The organism is Vibrio aphrogenes (genome assembly GCF_002157735.2).
In the GTDB taxonomy this organism is placed as follows: Bacteria; Pseudomonadota; Gammaproteobacteria; order Enterobacterales; family Vibrionaceae; genus Vibrio; species Vibrio aphrogenes.
Genome location: NZ_AP018689.1, coordinates 1504614 through 1525273, shown reverse-complemented (window position 1 = coordinate 1525273; position 20660 = coordinate 1504614). Strand labels below are relative to the sequence as shown.

Sequence of the window (20660 nt, the reverse complement as noted above, 5' to 3'; positions counted from 1 at the left end):
GCTGAAAATAAAGACCTTTTACCAGGTGGGATAACAGGTTAAAGAAAGGGGGAGATGATTTATTGGTCATTTTGACTAGCTATTTCTGCAGATTTTTATACTTATGAAGTAAATTCCAAGGAATATGGCATAAATAATGATTTTCAGGATGATGACTGAGGTGATGCTGATGTTCTTCATCACTAGCAATATAGTGCGTGAGGGGTAGCACTTCGACTTTTATTTTGTGGGCATCTTGTCGTTGTTGGATGTATTGTCTAGCAGCGGTCAGATGGTGCTGATGATGGCTGTAGATACCAGTGCGATATTTTACACCGACATCAGGGCCTTGTTGGTTGACGCTGTAAGGATCGATGATTTCAAACAAGGCTGCGATGAGTTGTGAAACACTGACGGTGTTAGGGTCGAAACTCACTTTGACGCATTCTGCATAACCGTCATATTCACTTTGAGTGGAGTGACTTGTCCCATTGGCGCGCCCCGCTTCCGTTTCTAACACACCGGGTACATATTTAATGAACTCTTGTACGCCCCACAGGCAACCACCGGCTAAATAAATCTCTTCCATACTCTACCTGCTTGGTTATTGTGTTTTAGTCATTGGATTCAGCGTGCAGTATGACGTGAATGGAGGTGAAATCAAAGGGTGTCCAGTGCATTGATTGCTTGAGGGCTTGATAATACGTCAGAGCATTTGTGACTGTGGGGTAAGAGGTTGTGACGCGCTTATTATCTTGGAAACTCTGGCGTTCGGGTGGTTAACAATACGTTATCTATTGGTGTAGATTGTATTCTATGGAGTCAGTCAAAGGAGAATGAACAGTGAAATTTATTTTGATTAAAGTCATCATAACTGTGGTGCTATTCGCCGCACTATTTGTTGGTGTCTATTATAAAGTACAAGGTGGCAGCTATTAAACAAACTGCTGATTAAGTGAAGTGCTTATTAATGAAATGATAATTCGCATAGAATACCAGAGATAAAAAGAAACCATTTGACCGAAAAATGTTCTGGAAAATCAATCCATAAAAGAAATATTGCCCCAGTTGTCGCTCTTGAACAACTAGGGCAAGATGAATGATGTTATCGGTAGGGCAGTTATTGGCGGTCACGCCATCGTATTAACTATTTACGGCCTCCACCCACATGGTACCGACCTCCATTTTGATGACTTTCACTTGCTGTCCTGCGCAAAGTGGTTGCTCACTTTTAACTTGCCAATTAATACCAGAATAAGCATAAAACACGTCACTTTGATGAGCGTTAATGTCTTTCTCTAGTAGAAAGGAAATCTGCGCAAAGTCAGAAGAGGTTTTTTGTAATACGGGCTTGTTCTGGAGGGATTTAAATGGTCTCCACAGTACCAGTGCCAATACCAAGGTAAGAATGATATTTGCCCAAACCGCCACGCTGAGGGTGTTGGGAAGCCACTCCATATACATACAGAAACCGCTGATCACGAAAGATAAACCGACAAAGAAGAAAATGAAAGTCGCAAACCCGAGGATCACCACTTCCAAGATCAGAGCTAAGATACCTATCGTCATAAGAACTTGCGGTAAGTAATTGAGTAACCAGTCCATAGGTTAAGCCTTAGGTTGTTTATTCAATGAATTGATAATCGACATACCTTGTGCCACTAAAGCACTCGCATCGGTGGCATTATCAGGCAATAGAACCACTGACGATTCTTTGGCAATCGCATGTTTGGCTTCGATCGCTTTGGTTGCCAGATCCAACTGAATGGCTTTTTGACCTTCTTCGGTATTAGCGGCATCACCTATGGTTTTTAACGCTTCAGCTTGGGCGTTAGCGACGGCGATGATAGCTTTAGCTTCCCCTTCAGCTTTTAAGATCTGCTCGGTTTTATCGGCTTCTGCGGCTAATACTTGAGCTTGTTTTTTACCTTCAGCAACGTTGATGGCCGCTTGTCGATCCCCTTCAGATTCTAAGATTTGCGCACGCTTTACACGCTCGGCTTTCATTTGTGCTTCCATTGATTCCATGATCGATTGAGGCGGCACAATATCTTTAATTTCATAGCGCAATACTTGGATTCCCCAAGGTTCAGAGGCGACGTTGATGGCCGACACAATATTGGTGTTGAGCAGATCACGCTCTTCAAAGGTTTTATCTAACTCCATTTTACCCAGCTCAGAACGCATCGTCGTTTGCGCCAATTGGGTCACGGCAAATACGTAATCGTCCACGCCGTAGGTAGCTTTGTAAGGGTCTAAGACGCGGAAATATAAAACACCGTCTACCACTAAAGAAATATTGTCTTTGGTAATGGCCGATTGTGAAGGTACATCTTGTGCTTGTTCCTTGAGGCTACGCACCGCAGAAATTCGATCAATAAAAGGAATGATGAAGTTGATGCCAGCGAGCTTGGTAGAGTGAAATTTACCAAAACGCTCTACCACCCAAGCTTGGTTTTGGGGAACGAATTTAATGCCACTTTTTAAAATGACGATGACAAGGATAAAGGCGACAATTAACACCAGATTATCGAGGATGAGATAAAGAGGACCGTTCATAATATTTTCCTAATATGAGAAGTGGCTTACCCAAATAATATGAGTAAGAAATACCAACAGTTTAAGGGCATTTGATCCGATTAGCTTGTTTGTTTTAAAAAAATGCGAATAAAAGAAGGATTTATCACTATAAAAGTGAGAATTTTCTTATTCTTGAATGGGTGAAATACCTAAGCGGATGAAATGAACGGACAGACAGAATGAATCAGCAAGCGCTGGGCTTCTCTCAATATGAGGCTTTGAGAGAAGCAGCGTTTCTAAAATAATTAATGTAAATTTTCAAGCCTTTGAATCGTAGCTACAATGTCGGCTGAAAGGTTGGCTTTTTGATTGCGAGCAAAATCAAACATAACCACGGTCGCACTGCCAAGAGTAACTACTTGATTAAGCTTCTTGCTCACCACTTGGTATTTCATGGTAAAACGGTCGTTTTGTAAGTCAGTAATCTTAGAGCCAATATAAAGCGTATCAGGAAACGTCACTGGGGCTTTATAGCGACAACTGGTTTCGCTGACAACAGGGCCGATGTGTGTTTTTGCCATGTTTTCTAGCAAATTAACCTGCTTAAAATAATCAATGCGAGCGGTTTCGAAATAACGAAAGTACACCACATTATTGACATGTTGCAGTGCATCCATTTCTCCCCAAGCCACGGAAATTTCTGTCACCACGGGAAAACCATCAAGTAAATGCGTCATTGCTCTTATCCTTAAAAGTCAAACGTGCGTTTAAGATAGGAGATGGCCGATAAAATACAATCGGCTTATATTAAAAGCGTGAATAGCATAGCTTTATTTCGCGCTTAGGCTAAGTGGGGCCTCGTCGTTATGATGAACGAGTTCCTCGTAGAGCCTGTTTTAATTGCTGATGGAAAGAATAAATAGCTAACCCCATGATCACGATTAAGCAGCCCAAAGCTTGTGTGAGATTGAGCGTTTCTCCCAGAAATACCCAACCAGATAATAAGCCAACCACTGGCACCAAAAGAGCAAATGGCACAACGTTGGCAGTACCATGTTTGGAGATTAAAACGCCCCATGCGGTATAGCCAAATAAAGACGCGGCAAGGATGAGGTAAGCCAGTGATAACATAGCGGTCACAGAAGGGTGGCTAACTATCTCGATAATGTGCTGGTGGTCTTCTAAAAAATAACTGGTTAAGAAAAAGGGTAAGGTTGGCAGCACCGCACCCCACACGACTAATTGCATCATGCTCGTACCGGGATAACGAGTTGAAATGGTCCGATTGCATAAGTTACCAATGCCCCATGAGCAGGCCGCCGCAAAAGTAAACAGGTAACCAAGCATGGAAATATTGGTCTCCAACACGCCGTATAGCAGTAATCCAATCCCAGCAAGGGCACATAGGCCGCCCAAGATTTGTAACCCATTGAGGCGGTCTTGATAGAGAATTACCCCCAAGAGTGCAGTGACAAACACTTGAGATTGTAAAACTAGCGATGCTTGCCCGGATGGCATTCCAATCGATAAGGCATAAAAGAGACATGCAAATTGCCCAAAGCTGATCGTTAAGCCATAAGCAGCTAACCAACGAAAAGGAATGTTAGGTTTAGGTAGAAACAACACCAAAGGAAACGCGAGAAATGCAAAACGAAGCCCTGCCATAAAAAACGGCGGAACTTCTTTTACGCCAACACTAATGACGACAAAATTCAGCCCCCATACTAAAACCACCAATAAAATAAGAAATAGGCTGCGTCGGTTCATGAGGATCCTTTAAAAAGAGTATGACGGAGTTGGATTTCACCCCATTAAGAGATGAAAGTGAAATTGAGCATGGTTGCGTTGATTCTATTCTTAACAGCTCGAGGCTTGTATATAGCGCTCTGCGGCATCCAAGCCCATTTGATAGCCGATATCCAATTTTTGTCGGTTTTTGGTTAAGCGTCCAACCGGAAAATCGTCAGGTGGCGCTATTACATGGACGGTGCAATCATTGGGCGGCGATTGGATAAACTCGATACTTTTATTGTAATTTTCGGCACGTTTTAATGTTGCTTCGGCAAGGTTTGGGTGCTGGCGAAGAAATTTTCTGATTAACCATGGGGTTTTAGAGGCTTTTTTATGGTAACCGAGCGGGCGAGATAGGATCACGGTGATGTCTTTGGCACCCATTTTATAAGCTTGTTCGACGGGAATAGAGTCAGCGACACCACCATCGGTCATTGGAATGCCTTGAATGATCGGATAATCGCGATAAGCGACCGGAACTGAGCACGAAGCTTTAAGCAGTTCGACCACATTCTCTGGTGTGGATTGAATATAATGCGCTTGGCCAGAATGAATATTGGTGGTGACAACATAAAGTGGCACGGGTTGCTGATGCAATTGCTGGATATGAATAGGAATTTCATTGAGAGTGATCTCCCACAGCCAATCTAGGTCGAGCCAATGTCCGCCTTTCATGAAACGCTTAAAATCAATAAACTCAGGGCGACAAGAATAATCGGTGATGACGGTATAGGTTCGACGATATTGCTGGGTAAGCCAAGAAGCCAAACTGGTTGAGCCGGCGGAGACGCCAATACAAAATTGGAAAGGTTGATAGTTTTGTTCTATGAACTGATCTAGGACACCGGCAGAAAAAATGCCACGCATCGCTCCCCCTTCCACAACCAAGGCTTTTTGCATAGTGATAACAAACTCCTAAAACTTAATCTATATCAATGTAACGATTTATTTCTGTTATATAAAGGTATAGTAAATCTGCGACCTTTATAAGAAAAGATTAAAATACTTAAAATCTTACAGAGTGCCCCTATGAAAAGAGTATTTCAAAGTTTAGCTGATCAAATGCGAATTACTGAGCATGATATCGACCGAAGAAAATTATTTATGTCATTTGGTGAAGAAGATATCGTACAACTCAAGGAGGTTTCTCCTTGGATAGAGCCACTTATCTCACATATAGTCAGAAAGTTTTATCAATTACAAACCGCCATTCCTGAGATTGCTTTGATTATTGGAGATCGTGAAACACTCAATAATTTGCATATGAGCATGGAACAATATATCCGTGAATTATTTATCGGTGAGTATGATCTGCATTATGTAGAAAAGCGCTTACGTATAGGTAAAGTTCACCATCGGATTGGTGTGAGTCCTAAGCTCTACCTCTCAGGGATTAACCAACTACAGCTTTTGCTTGAAGATGTCATTGATGAGAATAGTGCTGATCAAGGTTATGACAATAAAAGAGTGAAACGTGCGATACGAAAATTACTGTATTTTGATAATCAATTTGTCTTTGATACTTATATTGCTGCTTTGCAACGTGAGGTGGAATCTGCCAATACTCAATTAGAAGAGTATGCCGCACGCCTAGAAGAACAAGTAGCGGAGCGCACCAGAGCTTTGGTTGAGTTATCCATCAAGGATCCATTAACCAATTTATATAATCAGCGAGCTTTTTATGAGCAGCTTGAACAAGGCATGGCACAAGTCGAACGTACACAAGGGTACTATGCGATGCTGTATATTGATGTGAATAAATTTAAGCTAATTAATGATACCAAGGGTCATCAAGCTGGAGATGAAGTTTTAGTCTCGGTGGCTAAAGCGATCATGGCGACGATTCGTAAACAAGAAACTGCCGCTCGTTATGGAGGTGATGAATTTTGTATTTTATTCCCTAACACGCAAGCAAAAAATTTACGTTATTACTGTGAACGTTTATTTGCAGAATTTGAGAGAATTAAGCCGTTCAACGTGACCTTGAGTGCCGGGGCCGCCGAGGTGAGTCCTGAGGTGGGTTACGATCTTAATGAATTGATTCGTCGGGCTGATCAACAGATGTATTTTGCTAAGCAAGAAGCGCATAAGTTGGGCATTAGTCGTCTGAACATTGAAGACCAAACTGTCATTTTATAATCAATTATATTATTTTTTTATTTTTTACGGGCAGAGCTCTGTTTGTGTAAGAGCTCTGTTTGTATCAGAGAATAGAGTGATCCAGTATTGGGTTTTGATCGTTTTTTAGGTTAGGCATCACGCACTTTTAAAATCGTGAGGAAGGATAAAACCGTCAAGAGTAACGATGCGCCAAAGACCACTTGAAAGCTGAATATATCGGCAATCGTACCTGCTAATACCCCGCCAAGAACACCGCCAGTTTTAATCGCATTAGAATAGAGGGTGGTGATTTGGCCCATTTTTTTCGGTTTTAAATCTTGAAAATATGAGATCCCAAGGGCGGCAGTAACCCCAATAAACAGACCGTTGAGCAATTGCAATAACACAAAGCCAATGAAGCTACTGTTCACCAAGATCCCAATATAAAATACGCTGCCAGCTAAGATCGCAGCGGTGATCATTTTCTTCTTACCAAATCTCAAAGCATAACGACCAGAGAGCAACATGATCGGAATTTCAATCAGTGCTGCGGTGCCCATCATGATGCCTGCAACGGATGAATCTAACTGCAAATCATGAGTGATATATAACGGCATACTGATGATGTACATGTTGTTAGCGCAATACATAAAGACAAATGATAAGGACAATAAAATGATATTTTTATCACGCCAAATCGAGTCGCTAGGATCAAATTGTGTGTGCTTTGGGGTTGGCTCAATTTGCGGCAGCGTGAAATAAGTGACGAAACACAGAATCACAAACATGAAGGCGGCGAGCAAAAATAATTGAGTAAAACCAACGCTGGTGGCAATGAGAAAAGCAATGGGTGGGCCTATTACCCAGCCTAGAGAAATTTGAGCACGCAAAAGTGAACTAAAGGTTTCAGACGGGCGTGTGTTTCTATCTAAAATTTCACGTGCTAAGGCAAACACTTGTGGAATGGCTGCTGAGGTGGCACTGATAAAAATCGCCGAGGTGATCAGCAATACCCAGTAATCACGGTTAAAAGCAAAAATAGTAAATCCGATAACCCCCATCATATTACAAATGAGAATCAGCCTTTTACGGTCAACGCCTTGATCGGACCACCAACCAATAATTTGACTCACCAGTACGCCAGAAATCGTCATGACCATAAAAAATACCCCGATCAAGTAAGGGCGAGCCCCGACTTCTTCTGAGATAAATAAACTCATGGTCGGCATGGTGAAGGCACCAGCAATACCGACGAAAAAACAAGTAAATAATAGAGAAACCGAAGTTTGATCGGGCTGATTTCCTGGGAAAAGAGCGTAGAGAATTTTTTTCATAATCACTGTCTGGAAAGGGGAACGAAAGACCGGAACGGCAATGTGCGGATAGTAACAAAAAGCTTGCCTGAAAAATACACGAAAAGCATAAATATTATGCAATTTTACGAAGGGTAAGAGCTTGATTTTTTTAACTCGTTTGTACTATTTTTTAATCCGTTTGTACTAAGGGTGGAATTTATTGTTCAAGACTGCATAATGAATAACTAGGGTTGATTAACCCTACAGGTAGCGTTTGTTGGTCTTTTACCGTGTTATCAGCTTCTCGTGTAGGTTAACTACATCATAACTTCTCTGCCTAGCTCTTGGCTCATCAAGATAAAAAACCAACGATTCGCTGTATATATCATCGAAAAAGCTCAATAGATCTGAATTGAGGAGCAGACATTTATGGATGAGAACAACACACCGTTATTGAATTTACGTACGGTAACACCTGAAGATTATGAAGAACTGGCCGCATTAATGGATTTAGTCTTTCCTGATGTGGGAGGGGCTTGGCCAGAATCAACCATCATGGACCTGATCACCCAATTTCCTGATGGCCAAATTTGCATTGAAGATAACGGCAAACTCATCGGCGCTGCCTTGACCATTAAAGTCGATTATTCTCGTTTTTCACTTCCCCATACTTACACCGATATCGTCGACAGCAACAACGTAGCGCAGCACAATCCTAAAGGTGATGCCATCTATGGTTTAGATGTTTTTGTTCATCCCGACTATCGAGGTTTACGTTTAGGTCGCCGTTTATACGAAGCCCGTAAAGAATTGTGTCGTGGTGATAACTTAAAAGCCATTTTAACGGGGGGACGGATTACTGGCTTTAAGCAATACGCCGATACCATGCAAGTGAGTGAGTATATTGAAAAAGTAAAACGCCAAGAAATCCACGATCCTATCCTGTCCTTCCAGCTTTCCAATGACTTTGATGTCAAACGTTTAATGCGAGGTTATTTACCGGAAGATGAAAAATCTCAAGGCTATGGAACCTTACTGGAATGGGATAACATTTTTTATGAAGAAGAAGTCACTTCTATTCATGCTACCGAGAAAAATATTGTCCGTATCGGGGTCGTTCAATGGCAAATGCGCCATGTTATGTCTTTAGACGATTTAGTCAATCAAGCCGAATTCTTCATTACCTCCCTTGCGAATTACCAATCTGACTTTGCTTTATTTCCCGAGTTTTTCAGCGCGCCATTAATGGGGTTAGCTCCTGACTTACGTTCTGTTGAAGCGATGCGTTATTTAAGTGAATATTCTGATGAGATCATTCATCGTTTCTCCCACCTAGCAGTGACCTATAACATCAACATTATTGCAGGAAGCTTGCCTGTTCAACGTGATGGTAAGATGTACAATATTGCATACATGTTACACCGTGACGGAACCATCGAAGAACAATACAAAGTTCACATTACACCACATGAAGAATGGGATTGGGTGATCGAAGGGGGTGATAAAGTTAAGGTTATTGAAACTGACGCCGGTAAAGTTGGGATCTTAATTTGTTATGACGTTGAATTCCCAGAGTTAGGACGAATGCTAGCAGAGCAGGGGATTCAAATTCTCTTTGTACCGTTTTGGACTGACACCAAAAATGGTTATTTACGTGTGCGTATTTGTGCTCAAGCGCGTGCTATTGAAAATGAATGCTATGTCGCGATCAGTGGTAGCGTAGGGAATTTACCTCGTGTTGATAATGTGGACATTCAATACGCACAATCGGCGGTGTTCTCACCTTCGGATGTATATTTCCCCCATGATGCGATCATTGCCGAAGCCGATCCAAATACAGAGATGATGATTTATGCTGACGTGGATCTTTCTAAGCTGAAAATGCTGCATAGTGAAGGCTCGGTGACGAACTTAAAACATCGTCGCCCAGAGCTATACCAATTTTCACCGGTGAATAATCGAATAAAAAAATAACTCGTTGCGTGTTTTGCCAATGAGAATCAGGCCCAGATCACTCATTGGCATTACCGATTTGTAAAATTGGTTTAATCCATTTAGTAAAATCAAGAAATTAGACGACACTTAAAGAACCGGAGACAAAATAAGAGCCTAGATAGGCAATAATCCAAGGAGTTCTTTATTATGGCATCATTAAAAGTTAGAGATTACATGCGTCCTAGAGCGGTGACATTTACCGCCGATATGTCCATGCCAGCGGCTTTAGACAAAGTATTAAACGCCCAAAACATTGGTGGGCCAGTGGTGAATGAGAAAAATGAAGTGGTGGGTTTTTTATCCGAACAAGACTTATTAAATCGACTAGTGCAAGTTAGTTATCACTGCCAAGACACCCATTCTGTCGGGGACTGTATGCGTGTTGATGCATTAACCATTAGCCCTGAAATGTCAGTGATTGAGCTAGCTAATATGATGCAAGAAGGGAAACCGAAAGTGTATCCGGTAGTGGAGAATAAAAAGTTAGTTGGGATCATTTCTCGTCGTGAAGTGTTAAAAGCGATTCGAGATAATTTAGATAATTGCTTTAAGCATCAATTGTAATACCAAGCACACTTTGTGCTTATTGGGTCAATGTTGCTATATTAAAGGTCGTATTAATGCGGCCTTTTCTTTTACCTATTTTAGGCACGCGCCCTAAAAATAGTGATATAGTTAAAACTTTCATGCTAAACGTTGTCACCATTTCATTTATTTTGTGATCTTAATCTATAAAACATTTGAGTTGGTGCAATAGAGTAGCGTTATTCATTATTAAGTGATTATCCAATAGCACTCAACCAATTGAATTTGGTTACTTATTAAAATAAGGAGCACATTGTGGCACCAACAAACTCTCAAAATGTTTTTCACTTAGGTGTAAACCAACAAGATCTGAACGGCGCAACATTAGCGATCATTCCTGGGGATCCAGCACGCGTAGAAAAAATTGCCAACGTGATGGATGAGCCTGAGTTTTTAGCAAGTCACCGTGAATACACTGTGTATCGTGCCAAACTTAATGGTCAATCAGTTGTAGTCTGCTCAACGGGTATTGGTGGTCCATCTACCTCTATTGCGGTAGAAGAGTTGGCTCAATTGGGTGTACGTACTTTCTTACGTGTTGGTACTACTGGCGCCATTCAACCACACTTAAATGTGGGCGATATGATTGTGACTACTGGCTCTGTTCGCCTTGACGGTGCAAGCCTACACTTTGCTCCAATGGAGTTCCCTGCTGTTGCTGATTTTGATGTGGCAACCGCAATGAAACAAGCGGCTTTAGAAGTCGGTTGTAAAGTGCATACTGGTGTTACTGCATCAAGTGATACTTTCTACCCAGGCCAAGAACGTTACGATACTTTCACAGGCCGTGTAGTATCTCGCTTTAAAGGTTCTATGCAAGAATGGCAAGATATGGGTGTATTGAACTTTGAAATGGAATCAGCAACTCTATTAACCATGTGTGCAAGCTCTGGCTTAAAAGCGGGTTGTGTTGCGGGCATTATTGTTAACCGCAGTAAAGATGAAATCCCAGATCATGAAAAATTGAAGCAAGCAGAAACGCGCTCAATCCAAGTTGTGGTTGAAGCGGCGAAAAAACTACTGTAATGCTCATCACTCGCTCTAGATAGTGAGTATGACTGATATGAAGAAGCCCAGATTGACTGGGCTTTTTTGTATTGAGTTTTTTATGCTGAGATTTGGTTTTGTGCTGAAATTTGGTTTTTGTACTGAGATCGGGTTTTGTACTAAGAAAAAAGTTAGAGAATTTCTTCGTGACCACCGGCCTCATTAAACCAAGAGGTTAAATAGGTTTTAAGATCTTTTAATTCTTCAGGGCCAATGAGCGCCAATCCTAAGTCTTGCGCTCTGGAAATGTCATTATGGCGCATAGGACGGAAGCTCACTAACATGGCTCGAGCTTGTAATCCACCCAATAAGTCACGTAATGATTCTAGCTTATACAGCGTATCGTCACCGTCATCGCGCATGCCTTTGGTTTTACATTCAATAATATGCAGCTTATTGTTCACAACCGTCGCCACATCTAATTCGTTACGAACTTCTCGGCCACCACTTTCGCGATAAACTTGAACGTTGAGTGAATGATCTTGAATAGTAGGCAGTTCATCTTGAATTTCTCTGACGGTATTATGCACTAGGTTTTCTAACCATTCGCCGTTAGAGAATCGACGCGCATCTTCATTAAAAAACGTCAGAATACCTTTTTCATAAGTAGCTAATTTAATGTCGACCAGATCGGAGATCAACATATCTAATTCACGATAGCCTTGTTGTTTGTCTGAGAGAGCAACATCAAGTTTTTGTTCTTTACGGCAGGTCGTTGCAAGATAGTTCAAGGTAGCTAAGCCAGGACCTAATTCTAAGGCGTTACTTGCCCAGCGTTTACCCAGTTCATGTAATTTTGCATCCAGTGGTGCAGGGATTTCGTTAGCAGGAAATTCACTTCGAGCCCCAAAAATGGTTAAGTAATCACTGATACGGATGTGGTCTTGAACTTGTTGCTCGGGCTGGTTATCTGGATAAAGCCAACATTGGTTGTCACTAAAAGGTTCCACCACAAAAATCGGCCAATTGTAACTGCGAATGACTTCATAAACGGATAATAAACGGTGTCTTAATCCACAGCTGGCATTGAGTACAATTCTTTCGTTACGTTCTCTTAGGCGTTCGGCCAGTTGTTTGACTTTATTTTTGATCGCTGACGTTTGTACCGCATTCGGGATTTCAAAAAATTCACTACTGATCCCTCGAGATGATAGGACTTGTTCAAGCCGTTGGTACATTTCAGTTTGTGAATTATCACCAATAAATGCCATGTGTGTACATTCAGAGCGGTTATCTAAAAGCGGGGTGATTAAACGAACGGGATCTTGATCTATGATTCCAACATGAACCGCCATCTTAAATTCCTTTATTAGCAAAGCTAAAGTTTTTTAATAAAATCAATGACTCAGCTTTTATGTGTCGAGTGAGTATGGTAACGATTCACAACACATGAAAGCGGAGTAATCGACAAGTTGAGACAGACACACTCACCATAAAAGGTGTTACTACATTACGTGCGAGAGTGGTGATATCTTCTCTTCTTACCAATATGTGGATGACTGGGTGTAATAACAAGTCACCCTAGGCATTATCTTCTATATCATTATGTTAGTTGGATATTTTTTGAGATAAATGCCGGTTATTTATAGCTAGACCCTCAAAAGTGTGACAGGTTCCAAATTAAATTGGATTTCAGCTGAAATTTCAGGAGCCTAACGACATTGAGTAAGAGAAAATATTGTTATATTTAGAGGGTTAGCGCATACTAATAGACTCTTTTTATGGTAGTGCGGTAGGAGTAAAGCATGGCTGAAGAAACCATTTTTAGTAAGATAATTAATAAAGAAATTCCATCGGATATGTTATATCAAGATGATCTCGTTACCGCTTTCCGAGATATCAACCCTAGAGCACCAAGTCATATACTTATCGTTCCGAATAAATTAATCCCAACCACCAATGATGTGGCAGAAGAAGACGAATTAGTCATGGGACGTTTATTCACCGTAGCCAAAAAACTAGCGAAACAAGAAGGCATTGCCGAAAATGGTTATCGCTTGATCGTCAATTGTAACGCTCACGGTGGGCAAGAGGTTTATCATATCCATATGCATTTAGTGGGTGGTGAACCATTAGGTCCAATGCTCGTTAACTGATTTTACGGCTAACTCATATACGGTTAACCGACGCAAAGGTTAACAGTCCTAAACGTCGGAACGAATTAACCTAATAATTAGAGATATGATTACACCAACAACTTTAATAGCTGTAACACAAAGCAAGGATTACGGGTGGCTAAAGGCTGCTCGTATGAGCTTACTCATTACCTCTAGCTTGACCGTAACAGCGTGCGCCAATTTATCTGCGGGTAATTTGTTTAGCCATTATTCGGCACAGAATCAAGATATCTATCAAGAGGTTGAGCGTGGTGATTATCAAAATGCGGAATTGGAGCTGGTAGACTCGGAGGTCGGTGGCCCGATTTTAAGTAATATGGAAAAGGGTCGAGTGTCTTTTCTTGCGGCAAATTACCCTAATAGCTTTAGTGCTTTTCAATTAAGTGATGAAGCGTATAAAACCTTGGCTGAACGAGCGACGGTTTCGGTATCGGAAGGGGCCAACCAAGTCGGCTCATTAGCCACCAATGATAACCTCACCACCTATAACCCTGCCGATTACGAGCTAGGGTATTTGCATTTGTATTTAGGGTTGAACTATTTACAAAAAAATGATTTACAAGGTGCGCTCGTTGAAATGCGCCGGGCGAATCAGGTTCAAGAACAAGCGAAAAAAAATCGTGAATCGGAATTACAAGACGCTCAACAACAAATGGTCAGTAGTGGTGTAAAGCCTAATTTAGGCAGCATTATTTCGCAATATCCTGATGCGGGTAAGACTTTGCAAGCAATACAAAATGGCTATTTATTGTATTTGTCGGCCACTTTATTTGAGGCAGATAACCAATTAAACGATGCCTATATTGATTACAAACGTGCTTTAGCCGTCACACCGAATAATAGGGAAGTCATTGATTCGACCATTCGTGTCGCGAAAAAGCTGGGAATGCGTCAAGATTTAACGTCTCTTATTAAACAATATGGTGACACCAAAGCCGTCCCAAGAGGTCAAGGACAACTCATTGTGATTGATGAACGGGGCGTGGTAGCACAACGAGGCAGTTGGCGTTTGTCGTTACCGATTTGGGATAGCTCTGGGCACAGTAAAATTTATTCAGTGGCATTACCTGTATATAAAAATGTGAAGCCGCAAAAATTTACCCCGCTGCAATTAAATAATCAGCCGTTAACTGCTAGCCTTTTAGCAGACACCAATTTAATGGCAGTTAACGATTTGAGTGAAAGAATTCCTGCAATGGTTCTGAAACAAGGGTTACGCTTGTATACTAAAGATCAGCTACGCCACCAAGCCGCTAAAGTGGACAGTTCCGGTGTTTCAGAATTGGTCGCCAATATTTGGAATATGGTTACAGAGCAACCCGATACTCGAAGCTGGCAAACGCTTCCTGCTCAAGTGTACAGTAGTAGTGTAAATTTACATTCTGGGCAATATACGATAGAAGCGGGCGCTAAACAGTTCACTATTGAGATAAAAGAAAACCGCAGAACATTTGTCTGGCTGTCTCGCCAAGGAAATGCTGTCACTATGTGGTATAAACAATTAGGAGTCATTCAATGAAAAAATGGTTAATTGCAAGTTTAGGTATTATCGCGCTTGCTGGGTGTTCAAACACCAATACTGCTGGGTTGCGAATTGATAGTGCCAGTCAACAAGTCCTGTACAGTAATTCTGGTTTAGACGATGACTTGACCATTGATTCTATTGATACTCAAGAGAATAATGGCAATACTCGTGGCTTGGTGAGAATCGTTAATAATTCTCAAGATACGCAAAATTTACAATATCGTTTTTATTGGTATGACGACCAAGGTTTGGAAGTGAATGCGAAGCAAGGTGCTTGGCGTCAATTCATTCTACGTGGTTATGAATCAATGACTTTAAGTGAAGTGTCAGTGAATCCGAATGCCACTCAGTTTCGCATTCAAATTCGCCCACAAGATTAATGAAAGGAAGTAACAGATGAAAAAAACTGCAATTGCATTATTAGGTCTAGCGGTCATTCTAGGCGGTTGTTCGAACAAGGTTCAGTACGGTGATGCTAACGCAGCGGAAACGACGACTGTAGATTTTGGTTCAACTGACCTACAAAAAATTGCCAATGAAATGGCTGATAGTATGCTTGCTTCTGGTTCCGTAGCAGCGATCCAAGGTCGTCCAATTGTTTATGTGGATAATATCCGTAATAAAACCAGTGAGCACATTGATACTGAGTCTATTACCGATTCCATCACGACGAAGATGTTGAACTCAGGTAAATTCCAATTAGTGGATATGACAAAAATTGAAGACGTACGTAAGCAATTAAACTTCCAAAACAATGATGAATTGGTTGACCAAAGCAGTGCGATCAAATTTGGTCAAATGATGGGCGCACAATACATGTTGTACGGTAACCTATCTAGCATTGTTAAAAATGCCGGCAGCGACAAAGATGTTTATTACAAAATGACCATGCGTTTAATGGATCTTAAAACTGGCCTTATTCAATGGGCTGATGAAACTGAGATCCGTAAACAAGAATCGAAAAGCTTCTTTGGTATGTAAGGTTGCGCGTTACTGAGTACTGGCAACAAGCCCTTAAACAGGAACCCAGTTTAGTTGCTTTAGAGGCGTGGTCTAAACAGCCTATTTGTGCTCAGCCGCTGTCAGGGGGCTTGACCAACCAATGTTGGAAGGTCTCCACGCAATGTGGTCGTCATTATGTATGGCGGCCACATTCTCTTTCTACACAGATCTTATCTATTCATCGTTCGCATGAATATCATATTTTATCGGCCTTACAGTCAGCGCCATTCTCTCCCAAGGTTGAAGGTCTTTTTGCACAAGGCTTATTGGTACAATGGGTCGATGGGGACACGCTCACTCAAGTTGCCCAATACGATGCCCTTGCGAGCGTCATGAAGTGCTTATCCAATCTACATCAATACTCAATTAAAGATGCGGTTGCCCATCCCCGTTTGGTGGAGTCAGCCAACATTCGGTCATTTGATTATGCTCATTGTATTCAAGGTTACTGGCAAGCATTACAACCTGAACAGCGTACGCCGATTTTACAGCGGCGATTAGAGACGTTTTTATCGCAATATGATGTGCTTTATCGAGAAACCTTAGCCCTTGCGCCAGTGTGCTTATGTCACTTTGATTTAGGTGACTATAATATTATTCAAACGGATGATGCTAAGTTAGTGATCATTGATTGGGAATACGCGGCGCTAGCAAGTCCAATATTGGATGTGGCCATCAGCATCTTGGCAGGGCAATTTGATGTTCAATTAAGCGTTACCAGTTATGCTCAATGGCAGGGTATTAATGAATCGGCATGGTGTGAGATGATTTTACGTTGGTTGCCGCCGTTGCGTTTTATGGCACTGTTGTGGCACCAGATTGCGTATTCCTTGTATGGACGCACATCTGACAAAGAGGCGATATGCATACTGGACCGTCAATTACAGTCAGATGGTTACTAAATATCCAAGATGCGATGTTAAGAGTTACCCAGATCACTTTTCACGTTTTCTCAAAGGTTAAATTGTGCAAACAGTGGTTTAAAACCTTATTAATCATGGTAGATTGAAACAATCTATCGAGAACTGAGGATGGTTCAATGATCATTTATTTACACGGCTTTGACAGCAACAGCCCAGGGAATCATGAAAAAGTGCTGCAACTGCAATTTATTGACGATGATGTGCGCTTTATTAATTACAGTACGCTTCATCCTAAGCATGATATGCAGCATTTATTGAAAGAAGTGACCAAAGTCATTGAAGAGAGCGATGATCCATCACCGTTAATTTGTGGCGTTGGCTTAGGTGGTTACTGGTCAGAACGAATTGGTTTCTTATGTGGCATCAAACAAGCGATCTTTAATCCTAATCTTCACCCACAGGATAATATGCAAGGGCGGATTGACCGACCAGAAGAATACACGGACATTGCCACGAAGTGTATTACGAACTACCGTGAAAAGAACAAAGACAAATGTTTAGTGTTTTTATCTCGTCATGATGAGATTCGCAGTAATCAAGATGCTTATGACGAATTATCCCCATACTACAAGGTAGAATGGGATGAAAAAGAGACGCATAAATTCAAAAAAATCTCTCAGCATTTGCAAACTATCAAAGCGTTTAAACAAGCTTAACTTTCACTTTATCTGCTTTATCACAAAAAGAGCCTTATATGGCTCTTTTTTAATAATTATTAGTTTTTATTGATCATCACAATTCTCACTATATAATGAGCTAGATCAAATTTTTGATGTTATGCAGAATAAATTAAATCAAAAACAAACAACTTGTCACAACATCTTAATTTGATAACACCGATACGAAACAACTTTTTCATCTCTCAAAGATGGTCCTTTAAGTTTGATGATAAGCAAACCGGGTTAGCAAATTTATTTAACCAGCTTATCTATTAAACGAACTGTATCGACTAAACATGAAGAATTTTTCAGTTGGACGGCTGTCGAGCTGAATCGATTTTAATTTTTGCCGATTTGAATTATTGATTTTAGGAGTGTCGAATGACGCGAATTGTTGTTGTTGGTGGTGGTGCTGGTGGCTTAGAGTTAGCTACCAAATTGGGTCGTACATTAGGCCGCAAAAGACGTGCTAGCATTACTTTAGTAGACCGTAATGCCAGTCATTTATGGAAGCCTTTATTGCACGAAGTGGCAACGGGATCTTTGGATGAAGGGGTCGATGCGTTAAGTTATCGTGCTCATGCTAAAAATCATAGTTTCGATTTCCAAATGGGAAGCTTGGAAGCTATCGATCGTGAACGCAAAGTGATTACACTGAGTGAAATTCATGACGAAAATGACGACTTACTGATCCCTAGCCGTGAGATTGAATACGATATTTTAGTTCTAGCAATAGGCTCTAAATCGAATGATTTCAATACTCCAGGCGTTAAAGATAATTGCATCTTCTTAGATAGCCCAGAGCAAGCTCACCGTTTCCGTAAAGAAATGAATAACTTGTTCCTAAAGCTGCATGCTAAACATGGTGAAGGAACCGTTGATATTGCGATTGTCGGCGGCGGGGCAACAGGTGTTGAGCTATCGGCTGAGTTACATAATGCGATTAAAGAGCTGCATACCTATGGCTTTGAAGATCTGGATTCCACAAAACTGAATGTGAATTTAGTCGAAGCGGGTGAGCGTATTTTACCTGCTTTACCGCCACGTATTTCTGCGGCAGCGCATAGTGAATTGACCAAGCTCGGTGTCAATGTTCGTACTGCGACTATGGTGACCCAAGCGGATTCAGAAGGTTTGATCACCAAAGAAGGCGACCGTATTCCTGCCCAATTGATGGTGTGGGCTGCAGGTATTAAAGCGCCTGATTTTATGAAAGATATTGCCGGTTTAGAAACCAACCGTATCAATCAATTAGTCGTAAAAAATACCTTACAAACTACTCGTGATGATGAAATTTATGTTATTGGTGATTTAGCCTCATGTCAGCAAAAAGACGGCTCATTTGTACCACCGCGTGCCCAAGCTGCACACCAAATGGCCAGTCTTGCATATCGTAATATCATTGCACAAATGAATGGTCAGACTCTGAAGTCATACACTTATAAAGACCATGGCTCTTTGGTATCGTTAAGTCGCTTCTCTACCGTTGGTAGCCTTATGGGGAACCTGACCAAGGGTTCGATGATGATTGAAGGGCGCATTGCTCGAGTGGTGTATATTTCGTTATACCGTATGCACCTTGTAGCATTACATGGTTGCTTTAAAACGGGCTTAATGATGTTGGTTGGCCGTATTAACCGAGTATTGCGTCCAAACTTGAAATTGCACTAAGTTATTTAGGTAACACGTCACCGGTATAAAGCGGGTGTAAATAAACCAGATTGAAAAGGCTCCTACAGTGGAGCCTTTTTTATGCCTGCTATTCTGATGGAATAAATGAAAAAACAAGGCCATCTTTCGGTTTGCCATCAAATAAATAACGGTTACGAGCTAAGGCTTCTTGTAAGCCACCACAACTTAATGCCAGTTGATGACTTGCATGATTTAGAGGGTCGCAAATGCACTCTAGGCGAGTTAGCTGTAAAGTAGAAAAGCAAAATTGGATCAAAGCTTGGGTAGCTTCTTTACCATAACCACAATGCTGGTATTGATCTGCAATCCAATAACCAATGGTGCCCATATTAAAGCTCATGGAGACATCGGTTAAAGCGACCATGCCAACTAATCGATTTTGTTTTTGGGTGTAGATGCCGAACCCGTAGGCGGTATTTTTGACCCAGTTTAAACGCGTATGCATCAAAAAGTCGTTGGCTTCGTCAATTGAAAATGCAGCATGGCACCAGTCTAACCACGGATAAAGAGAAGGTGAGCGTTGGATAAGCTGAGTGAAGGTGTCACTTTCATCACCATTGATCATTCTTAAGATTAAACGTGATGTGGCTAGGCTATGATCGGGTGTCATAGTGGGCTCCCCAAATAACAAGAGGCCGTAAATGGCCCCTTGTGTGTTTGTTTGATGCAATAAGGCGTTAAGCTTTATCAATTCGAATGATGACCCCTAAAAGCGGGTTGTCGAGGTAATGAATTTCACCACTACGAATTTGTCTTTTTTGTTGCATACGGTAGCTATTTAAGAAATCTTGCACTTCCACTTTAGGCTTAATAGGCTCTAAATTACCTACTTGAACTTCAGCATTCTCATCTTCATTGTCATCCGATGGAGCAATTACAGAGTCTTTTAACACCACTTCATTTTTCCCTGGAACGCGCAGGTCAAGGTTGGTTTTTAAATAAAGGTAATGTTGCACGTATACCTGAATGGTACCGTCGAGCTCATACAGTGGGCTTTTTTCGATTGATAACGGTGTACCGTCAGCGGCTAATTCTTTTAGTGAGCGACCATCTGGAGCAAAGCGTTCAGAGAAATCTTGCCCAGCTTGAATATGTAAAACAGGGGAGGTGCTTTCGCCACGATCATTTTGACGCCAGGTTACATGCACTAAAGGCTTGAAGCCAGCATGACGGTCAAGTGCTTGGTATTGATTATTGAGACGGTAATAACCACTTGGCAGCAAGCTGGCACGATGCTGTGACATCATGTTGCTATCACGGTATGAGAACGCGCGGTCAAAATTAATGGGCGCAAGGTCTTGTGGCCAGGCTTCATTAATTTTAGATGGTTCAACATTACGCTTAAAAATGATGACTTCGACGTCAAAAGAACGCGCAAAAGTTGGTAATGAAACAAAAACCAATAGTAATAAAATCAGTTTTTTCATTGT

The 20660-nt window shown here is 41.3% G+C and carries 21 protein-coding genes; 11 read left to right on the top strand and 10 right to left on the bottom strand.

The window, feature by feature from the left end; genetic code table 11:
• Nucleotides 1-79: 79 nt before the first annotated feature.
• The 6 genes from VCA1004_RS06910 to VCA1004_RS06885 all read right to left on the bottom strand — a co-directional run bounded on the left by VCA1004_RS06910 (nucleotide 80) and on the right by VCA1004_RS06885 (nucleotide 5190).
• Nucleotides 80-568, bottom strand: a complete 489-nt coding sequence (locus VCA1004_RS06910) for a peptide-methionine (S)-S-oxide reductase (protein WP_086983810.1) — start codon at nucleotides 566-568, stop codon at nucleotides 80-82.
• A 554-nt stretch (nucleotides 569-1122) separates the two neighbouring features.
• Entirely contained in the window at nucleotides 1123-1584 is a 462-nt protein-coding gene (locus VCA1004_RS06905; protein WP_086983813.1) for an NfeD family protein, read from the bottom strand.
• Between the two features lie 3 nt (nucleotides 1585-1587).
• On the bottom strand, nucleotides 1588-2538 hold the full coding sequence (locus VCA1004_RS06900) for an SPFH domain-containing protein (protein ID WP_086983816.1): 951 nt from the start codon (nucleotides 2536-2538) through the stop codon (nucleotides 1588-1590).
• A 266-nt stretch (nucleotides 2539-2804) separates the two neighbouring features.
• A complete protein-coding gene (locus VCA1004_RS06895) occupies nucleotides 2805-3236 on the bottom strand; it encodes an acyl-CoA thioesterase (RefSeq protein ID WP_086983819.1) in 432 nt (143 codons plus the stop codon).
• A 127-nt stretch (nucleotides 3237-3363) separates the two neighbouring features.
• Entirely contained in the window at nucleotides 3364-4266 is a 903-nt protein-coding gene (locus VCA1004_RS06890) for an EamA family transporter (RefSeq protein WP_086983821.1), read from the bottom strand.
• 90 nt (nucleotides 4267-4356) lie between these two features.
• Nucleotides 4357-5190, bottom strand: coding sequence for a patatin-like phospholipase family protein (locus tag VCA1004_RS06885; protein WP_086983824.1), 834 nt, complete (start codon nucleotides 5188-5190; stop codon nucleotides 4357-4359).
• A gap of 129 nt (nucleotides 5191-5319) precedes the next feature.
• On the opposite strand from VCA1004_RS06885, the gene VCA1004_RS06880 reads away from it, so the two are divergent.
• On the top strand, nucleotides 5320-6429 hold the full coding sequence (locus VCA1004_RS06880; protein ID WP_086983827.1) for a GGDEF domain-containing protein: 1110 nt from the start codon (nucleotides 5320-5322) through the stop codon (nucleotides 6427-6429).
• A 110-nt stretch (nucleotides 6430-6539) separates the two neighbouring features.
• On the opposite strand, the gene VCA1004_RS06875 is transcribed toward VCA1004_RS06880, so the two are convergent.
• Nucleotides 6540-7724 (bottom strand): sugar efflux transporter, encoded by a 1185-nt coding sequence (locus tag VCA1004_RS06875; protein WP_086983830.1) that lies wholly within the window; start codon nucleotides 7722-7724, stop codon nucleotides 6540-6542.
• A 390-nt stretch (nucleotides 7725-8114) separates the two neighbouring features.
• Between VCA1004_RS06875 and VCA1004_RS06870 the strand changes: the two genes are divergently transcribed.
• The 3 genes from VCA1004_RS06870 to udp all read left to right on the top strand — a co-directional run bounded on the left by VCA1004_RS06870 (nucleotide 8115) and on the right by udp (nucleotide 11291).
• The gene (locus VCA1004_RS06870; protein WP_086983833.1) at nucleotides 8115-9659 is read left to right on the top strand and encodes a bifunctional GNAT family N-acetyltransferase/carbon-nitrogen hydrolase family protein; all 1545 of its coding nucleotides are present in this window, start codon (nucleotides 8115-8117) and stop codon (nucleotides 9657-9659) included.
• A gap of 168 nt (nucleotides 9660-9827) precedes the next feature.
• Entirely contained in the window at nucleotides 9828-10244 is a 417-nt protein-coding gene (locus tag VCA1004_RS06865; RefSeq protein WP_086983836.1) for a CBS domain-containing protein, read from the top strand.
• A gap of 276 nt (nucleotides 10245-10520) precedes the next feature.
• The gene (gene udp, locus VCA1004_RS06860) at nucleotides 10521-11291 is read left to right on the top strand and encodes a uridine phosphorylase (RefSeq protein ID WP_086983839.1); all 771 of its coding nucleotides are present in this window, start codon (nucleotides 10521-10523) and stop codon (nucleotides 11289-11291) included.
• Nucleotides 11292-11443: 152 nt separating this feature from the next.
• Here udp and VCA1004_RS06855 read toward each other — a convergent pair whose 3' ends face one another.
• On the bottom strand, nucleotides 11444-12607 hold the full coding sequence (locus VCA1004_RS06855) for a Card1-like endonuclease domain-containing protein (protein ID WP_086983842.1): 1164 nt from the start codon (nucleotides 12605-12607) through the stop codon (nucleotides 11444-11446).
• A 450-nt stretch (nucleotides 12608-13057) separates the two neighbouring features.
• Here VCA1004_RS06855 and hinT point away from each other — a divergent pair, with 450 nt between their 5' ends.
• The 7 genes from hinT to VCA1004_RS06820 all read left to right on the top strand — a co-directional run bounded on the left by hinT (nucleotide 13058) and on the right by VCA1004_RS06820 (nucleotide 19209).
• Nucleotides 13058-13408, top strand: a complete 351-nt coding sequence (gene hinT, locus VCA1004_RS06850; protein ID WP_086983845.1) for a purine nucleoside phosphoramidase — start codon at nucleotides 13058-13060, stop codon at nucleotides 13406-13408.
• A 154-nt stretch (nucleotides 13409-13562) separates the two neighbouring features.
• The gene (locus tag VCA1004_RS06845; protein WP_086983848.1) at nucleotides 13563-14948 is read left to right on the top strand and encodes a COG3014 family protein; all 1386 of its coding nucleotides are present in this window, start codon (nucleotides 13563-13565) and stop codon (nucleotides 14946-14948) included.
• Nucleotides 14945-15334, top strand: a complete 390-nt coding sequence (locus VCA1004_RS06840) for a YcfL family protein (protein WP_086983851.1) — start codon at nucleotides 14945-14947, stop codon at nucleotides 15332-15334. The genes VCA1004_RS06845 and VCA1004_RS06840 overlap by 4 nt, the downstream gene beginning before the upstream one ends.
• Before the next feature lie 16 nt (nucleotides 15335-15350).
• Nucleotides 15351-15935 (top strand): penicillin-binding protein activator LpoB, encoded by a 585-nt coding sequence (gene lpoB, locus VCA1004_RS06835; RefSeq protein ID WP_086983854.1) that lies wholly within the window; start codon nucleotides 15351-15353, stop codon nucleotides 15933-15935.
• 2 nt (nucleotides 15936-15937) lie between these two features.
• Nucleotides 15938-16858: a phosphotransferase gene (locus VCA1004_RS06830; RefSeq protein WP_164520839.1), complete on the top strand. Its 921-nt coding sequence runs from the start codon at nucleotides 15938-15940 to the stop codon at nucleotides 16856-16858.
• A 137-nt stretch (nucleotides 16859-16995) separates the two neighbouring features.
• A complete protein-coding gene (ycfP, locus tag VCA1004_RS06825; protein WP_086983860.1) occupies nucleotides 16996-17535 on the top strand; it encodes an alpha/beta hydrolase YcfP in 540 nt (179 codons plus the stop codon).
• A 384-nt stretch (nucleotides 17536-17919) separates the two neighbouring features.
• Nucleotides 17920-19209 carry an NAD(P)/FAD-dependent oxidoreductase gene (locus VCA1004_RS06820; RefSeq protein ID WP_086983864.1) on the top strand — a complete coding sequence of 430 codons (1290 nt, stop codon included), beginning with the start codon at nucleotides 17920-17922 and terminating at the stop codon, nucleotides 19207-19209.
• A gap of 88 nt (nucleotides 19210-19297) precedes the next feature.
• Here the strand turns inward: VCA1004_RS06820 and VCA1004_RS06815 are convergent, their stop codons facing one another.
• Nucleotides 19298-19840, bottom strand: coding sequence for a GNAT family N-acetyltransferase (locus VCA1004_RS06815; protein WP_086983867.1), 543 nt, complete (start codon nucleotides 19838-19840; stop codon nucleotides 19298-19300).
• Between the two features lie 67 nt (nucleotides 19841-19907).
• Nucleotides 19908-20657, bottom strand: coding sequence for a peptidoglycan binding protein CsiV (locus VCA1004_RS06810; RefSeq protein ID WP_086983871.1), 750 nt, complete (start codon nucleotides 20655-20657; stop codon nucleotides 19908-19910).
• Nucleotides 20658-20660: the final 3 nt, after the last annotated feature.

Coding starts and splice junctions, on each gene's coding strand:
- VCA1004_RS06875 (WP_086983830.1), bottom strand. CDS start 7,724: ATGAAAAAAATTCTCTACGCTCTTTTCCCAGGAAATCAGCCCGATCAA.
- lpoB (WP_086983854.1), top strand. CDS start 15,351: ATGAAAAAAACTGCAATTGCATTATTAGGTCTAGCGGTCATTCTAGGC.
- VCA1004_RS06840 (WP_086983851.1), top strand. CDS start 14,945: ATGAAAAAATGGTTAATTGCAAGTTTAGGTATTATCGCGCTTGCTGGG.
- VCA1004_RS06845 (WP_086983848.1), top strand. CDS start 13,563: ATGAGCTTACTCATTACCTCTAGCTTGACCGTAACAGCGTGCGCCAAT.
- ycfP (WP_086983860.1), top strand. CDS start 16,996: ATGATCATTTATTTACACGGCTTTGACAGCAACAGCCCAGGGAATCAT.
- VCA1004_RS06865 (WP_086983836.1), top strand. CDS start 9,828: ATGGCATCATTAAAAGTTAGAGATTACATGCGTCCTAGAGCGGTGACA.
- VCA1004_RS06820 (WP_086983864.1), top strand. CDS start 17,920: ATGACGCGAATTGTTGTTGTTGGTGGTGGTGCTGGTGGCTTAGAGTTA.
- VCA1004_RS06855 (WP_086983842.1), bottom strand. CDS start 12,607: ATGGCGGTTCATGTTGGAATCATAGATCAAGATCCCGTTCGTTTAATC.
- VCA1004_RS06870 (WP_086983833.1), top strand. CDS start 8,115: ATGGATGAGAACAACACACCGTTATTGAATTTACGTACGGTAACACCT.
- VCA1004_RS06815 (WP_086983867.1), bottom strand. CDS start 19,840: ATGACACCCGATCATAGCCTAGCCACATCACGTTTAATCTTAAGAATG.
- hinT (WP_086983845.1), top strand. CDS start 13,058: ATGGCTGAAGAAACCATTTTTAGTAAGATAATTAATAAAGAAATTCCA.
- VCA1004_RS06810 (WP_086983871.1), bottom strand. CDS start 20,657: ATGAAAAAACTGATTTTATTACTATTGGTTTTTGTTTCATTACCAACT.
- VCA1004_RS06890 (WP_086983821.1), bottom strand. CDS start 4,266: ATGAACCGACGCAGCCTATTTCTTATTTTATTGGTGGTTTTAGTATGG.
- VCA1004_RS06880 (WP_086983827.1), top strand. CDS start 5,320: ATGAAAAGAGTATTTCAAAGTTTAGCTGATCAAATGCGAATTACTGAG.
- VCA1004_RS06895 (WP_086983819.1), bottom strand. CDS start 3,236: ATGACGCATTTACTTGATGGTTTTCCCGTGGTGACAGAAATTTCCGTG.
- VCA1004_RS06905 (WP_086983813.1), bottom strand. CDS start 1,584: ATGGACTGGTTACTCAATTACTTACCGCAAGTTCTTATGACGATAGGT.
- VCA1004_RS06885 (WP_086983824.1), bottom strand. CDS start 5,190: ATGCAAAAAGCCTTGGTTGTGGAAGGGGGAGCGATGCGTGGCATTTTT.
- VCA1004_RS06900 (WP_086983816.1), bottom strand. CDS start 2,538: ATGAACGGTCCTCTTTATCTCATCCTCGATAATCTGGTGTTAATTGTC.
- VCA1004_RS06910 (WP_086983810.1), bottom strand. CDS start 568: ATGGAAGAGATTTATTTAGCCGGTGGTTGCCTGTGGGGCGTACAAGAG.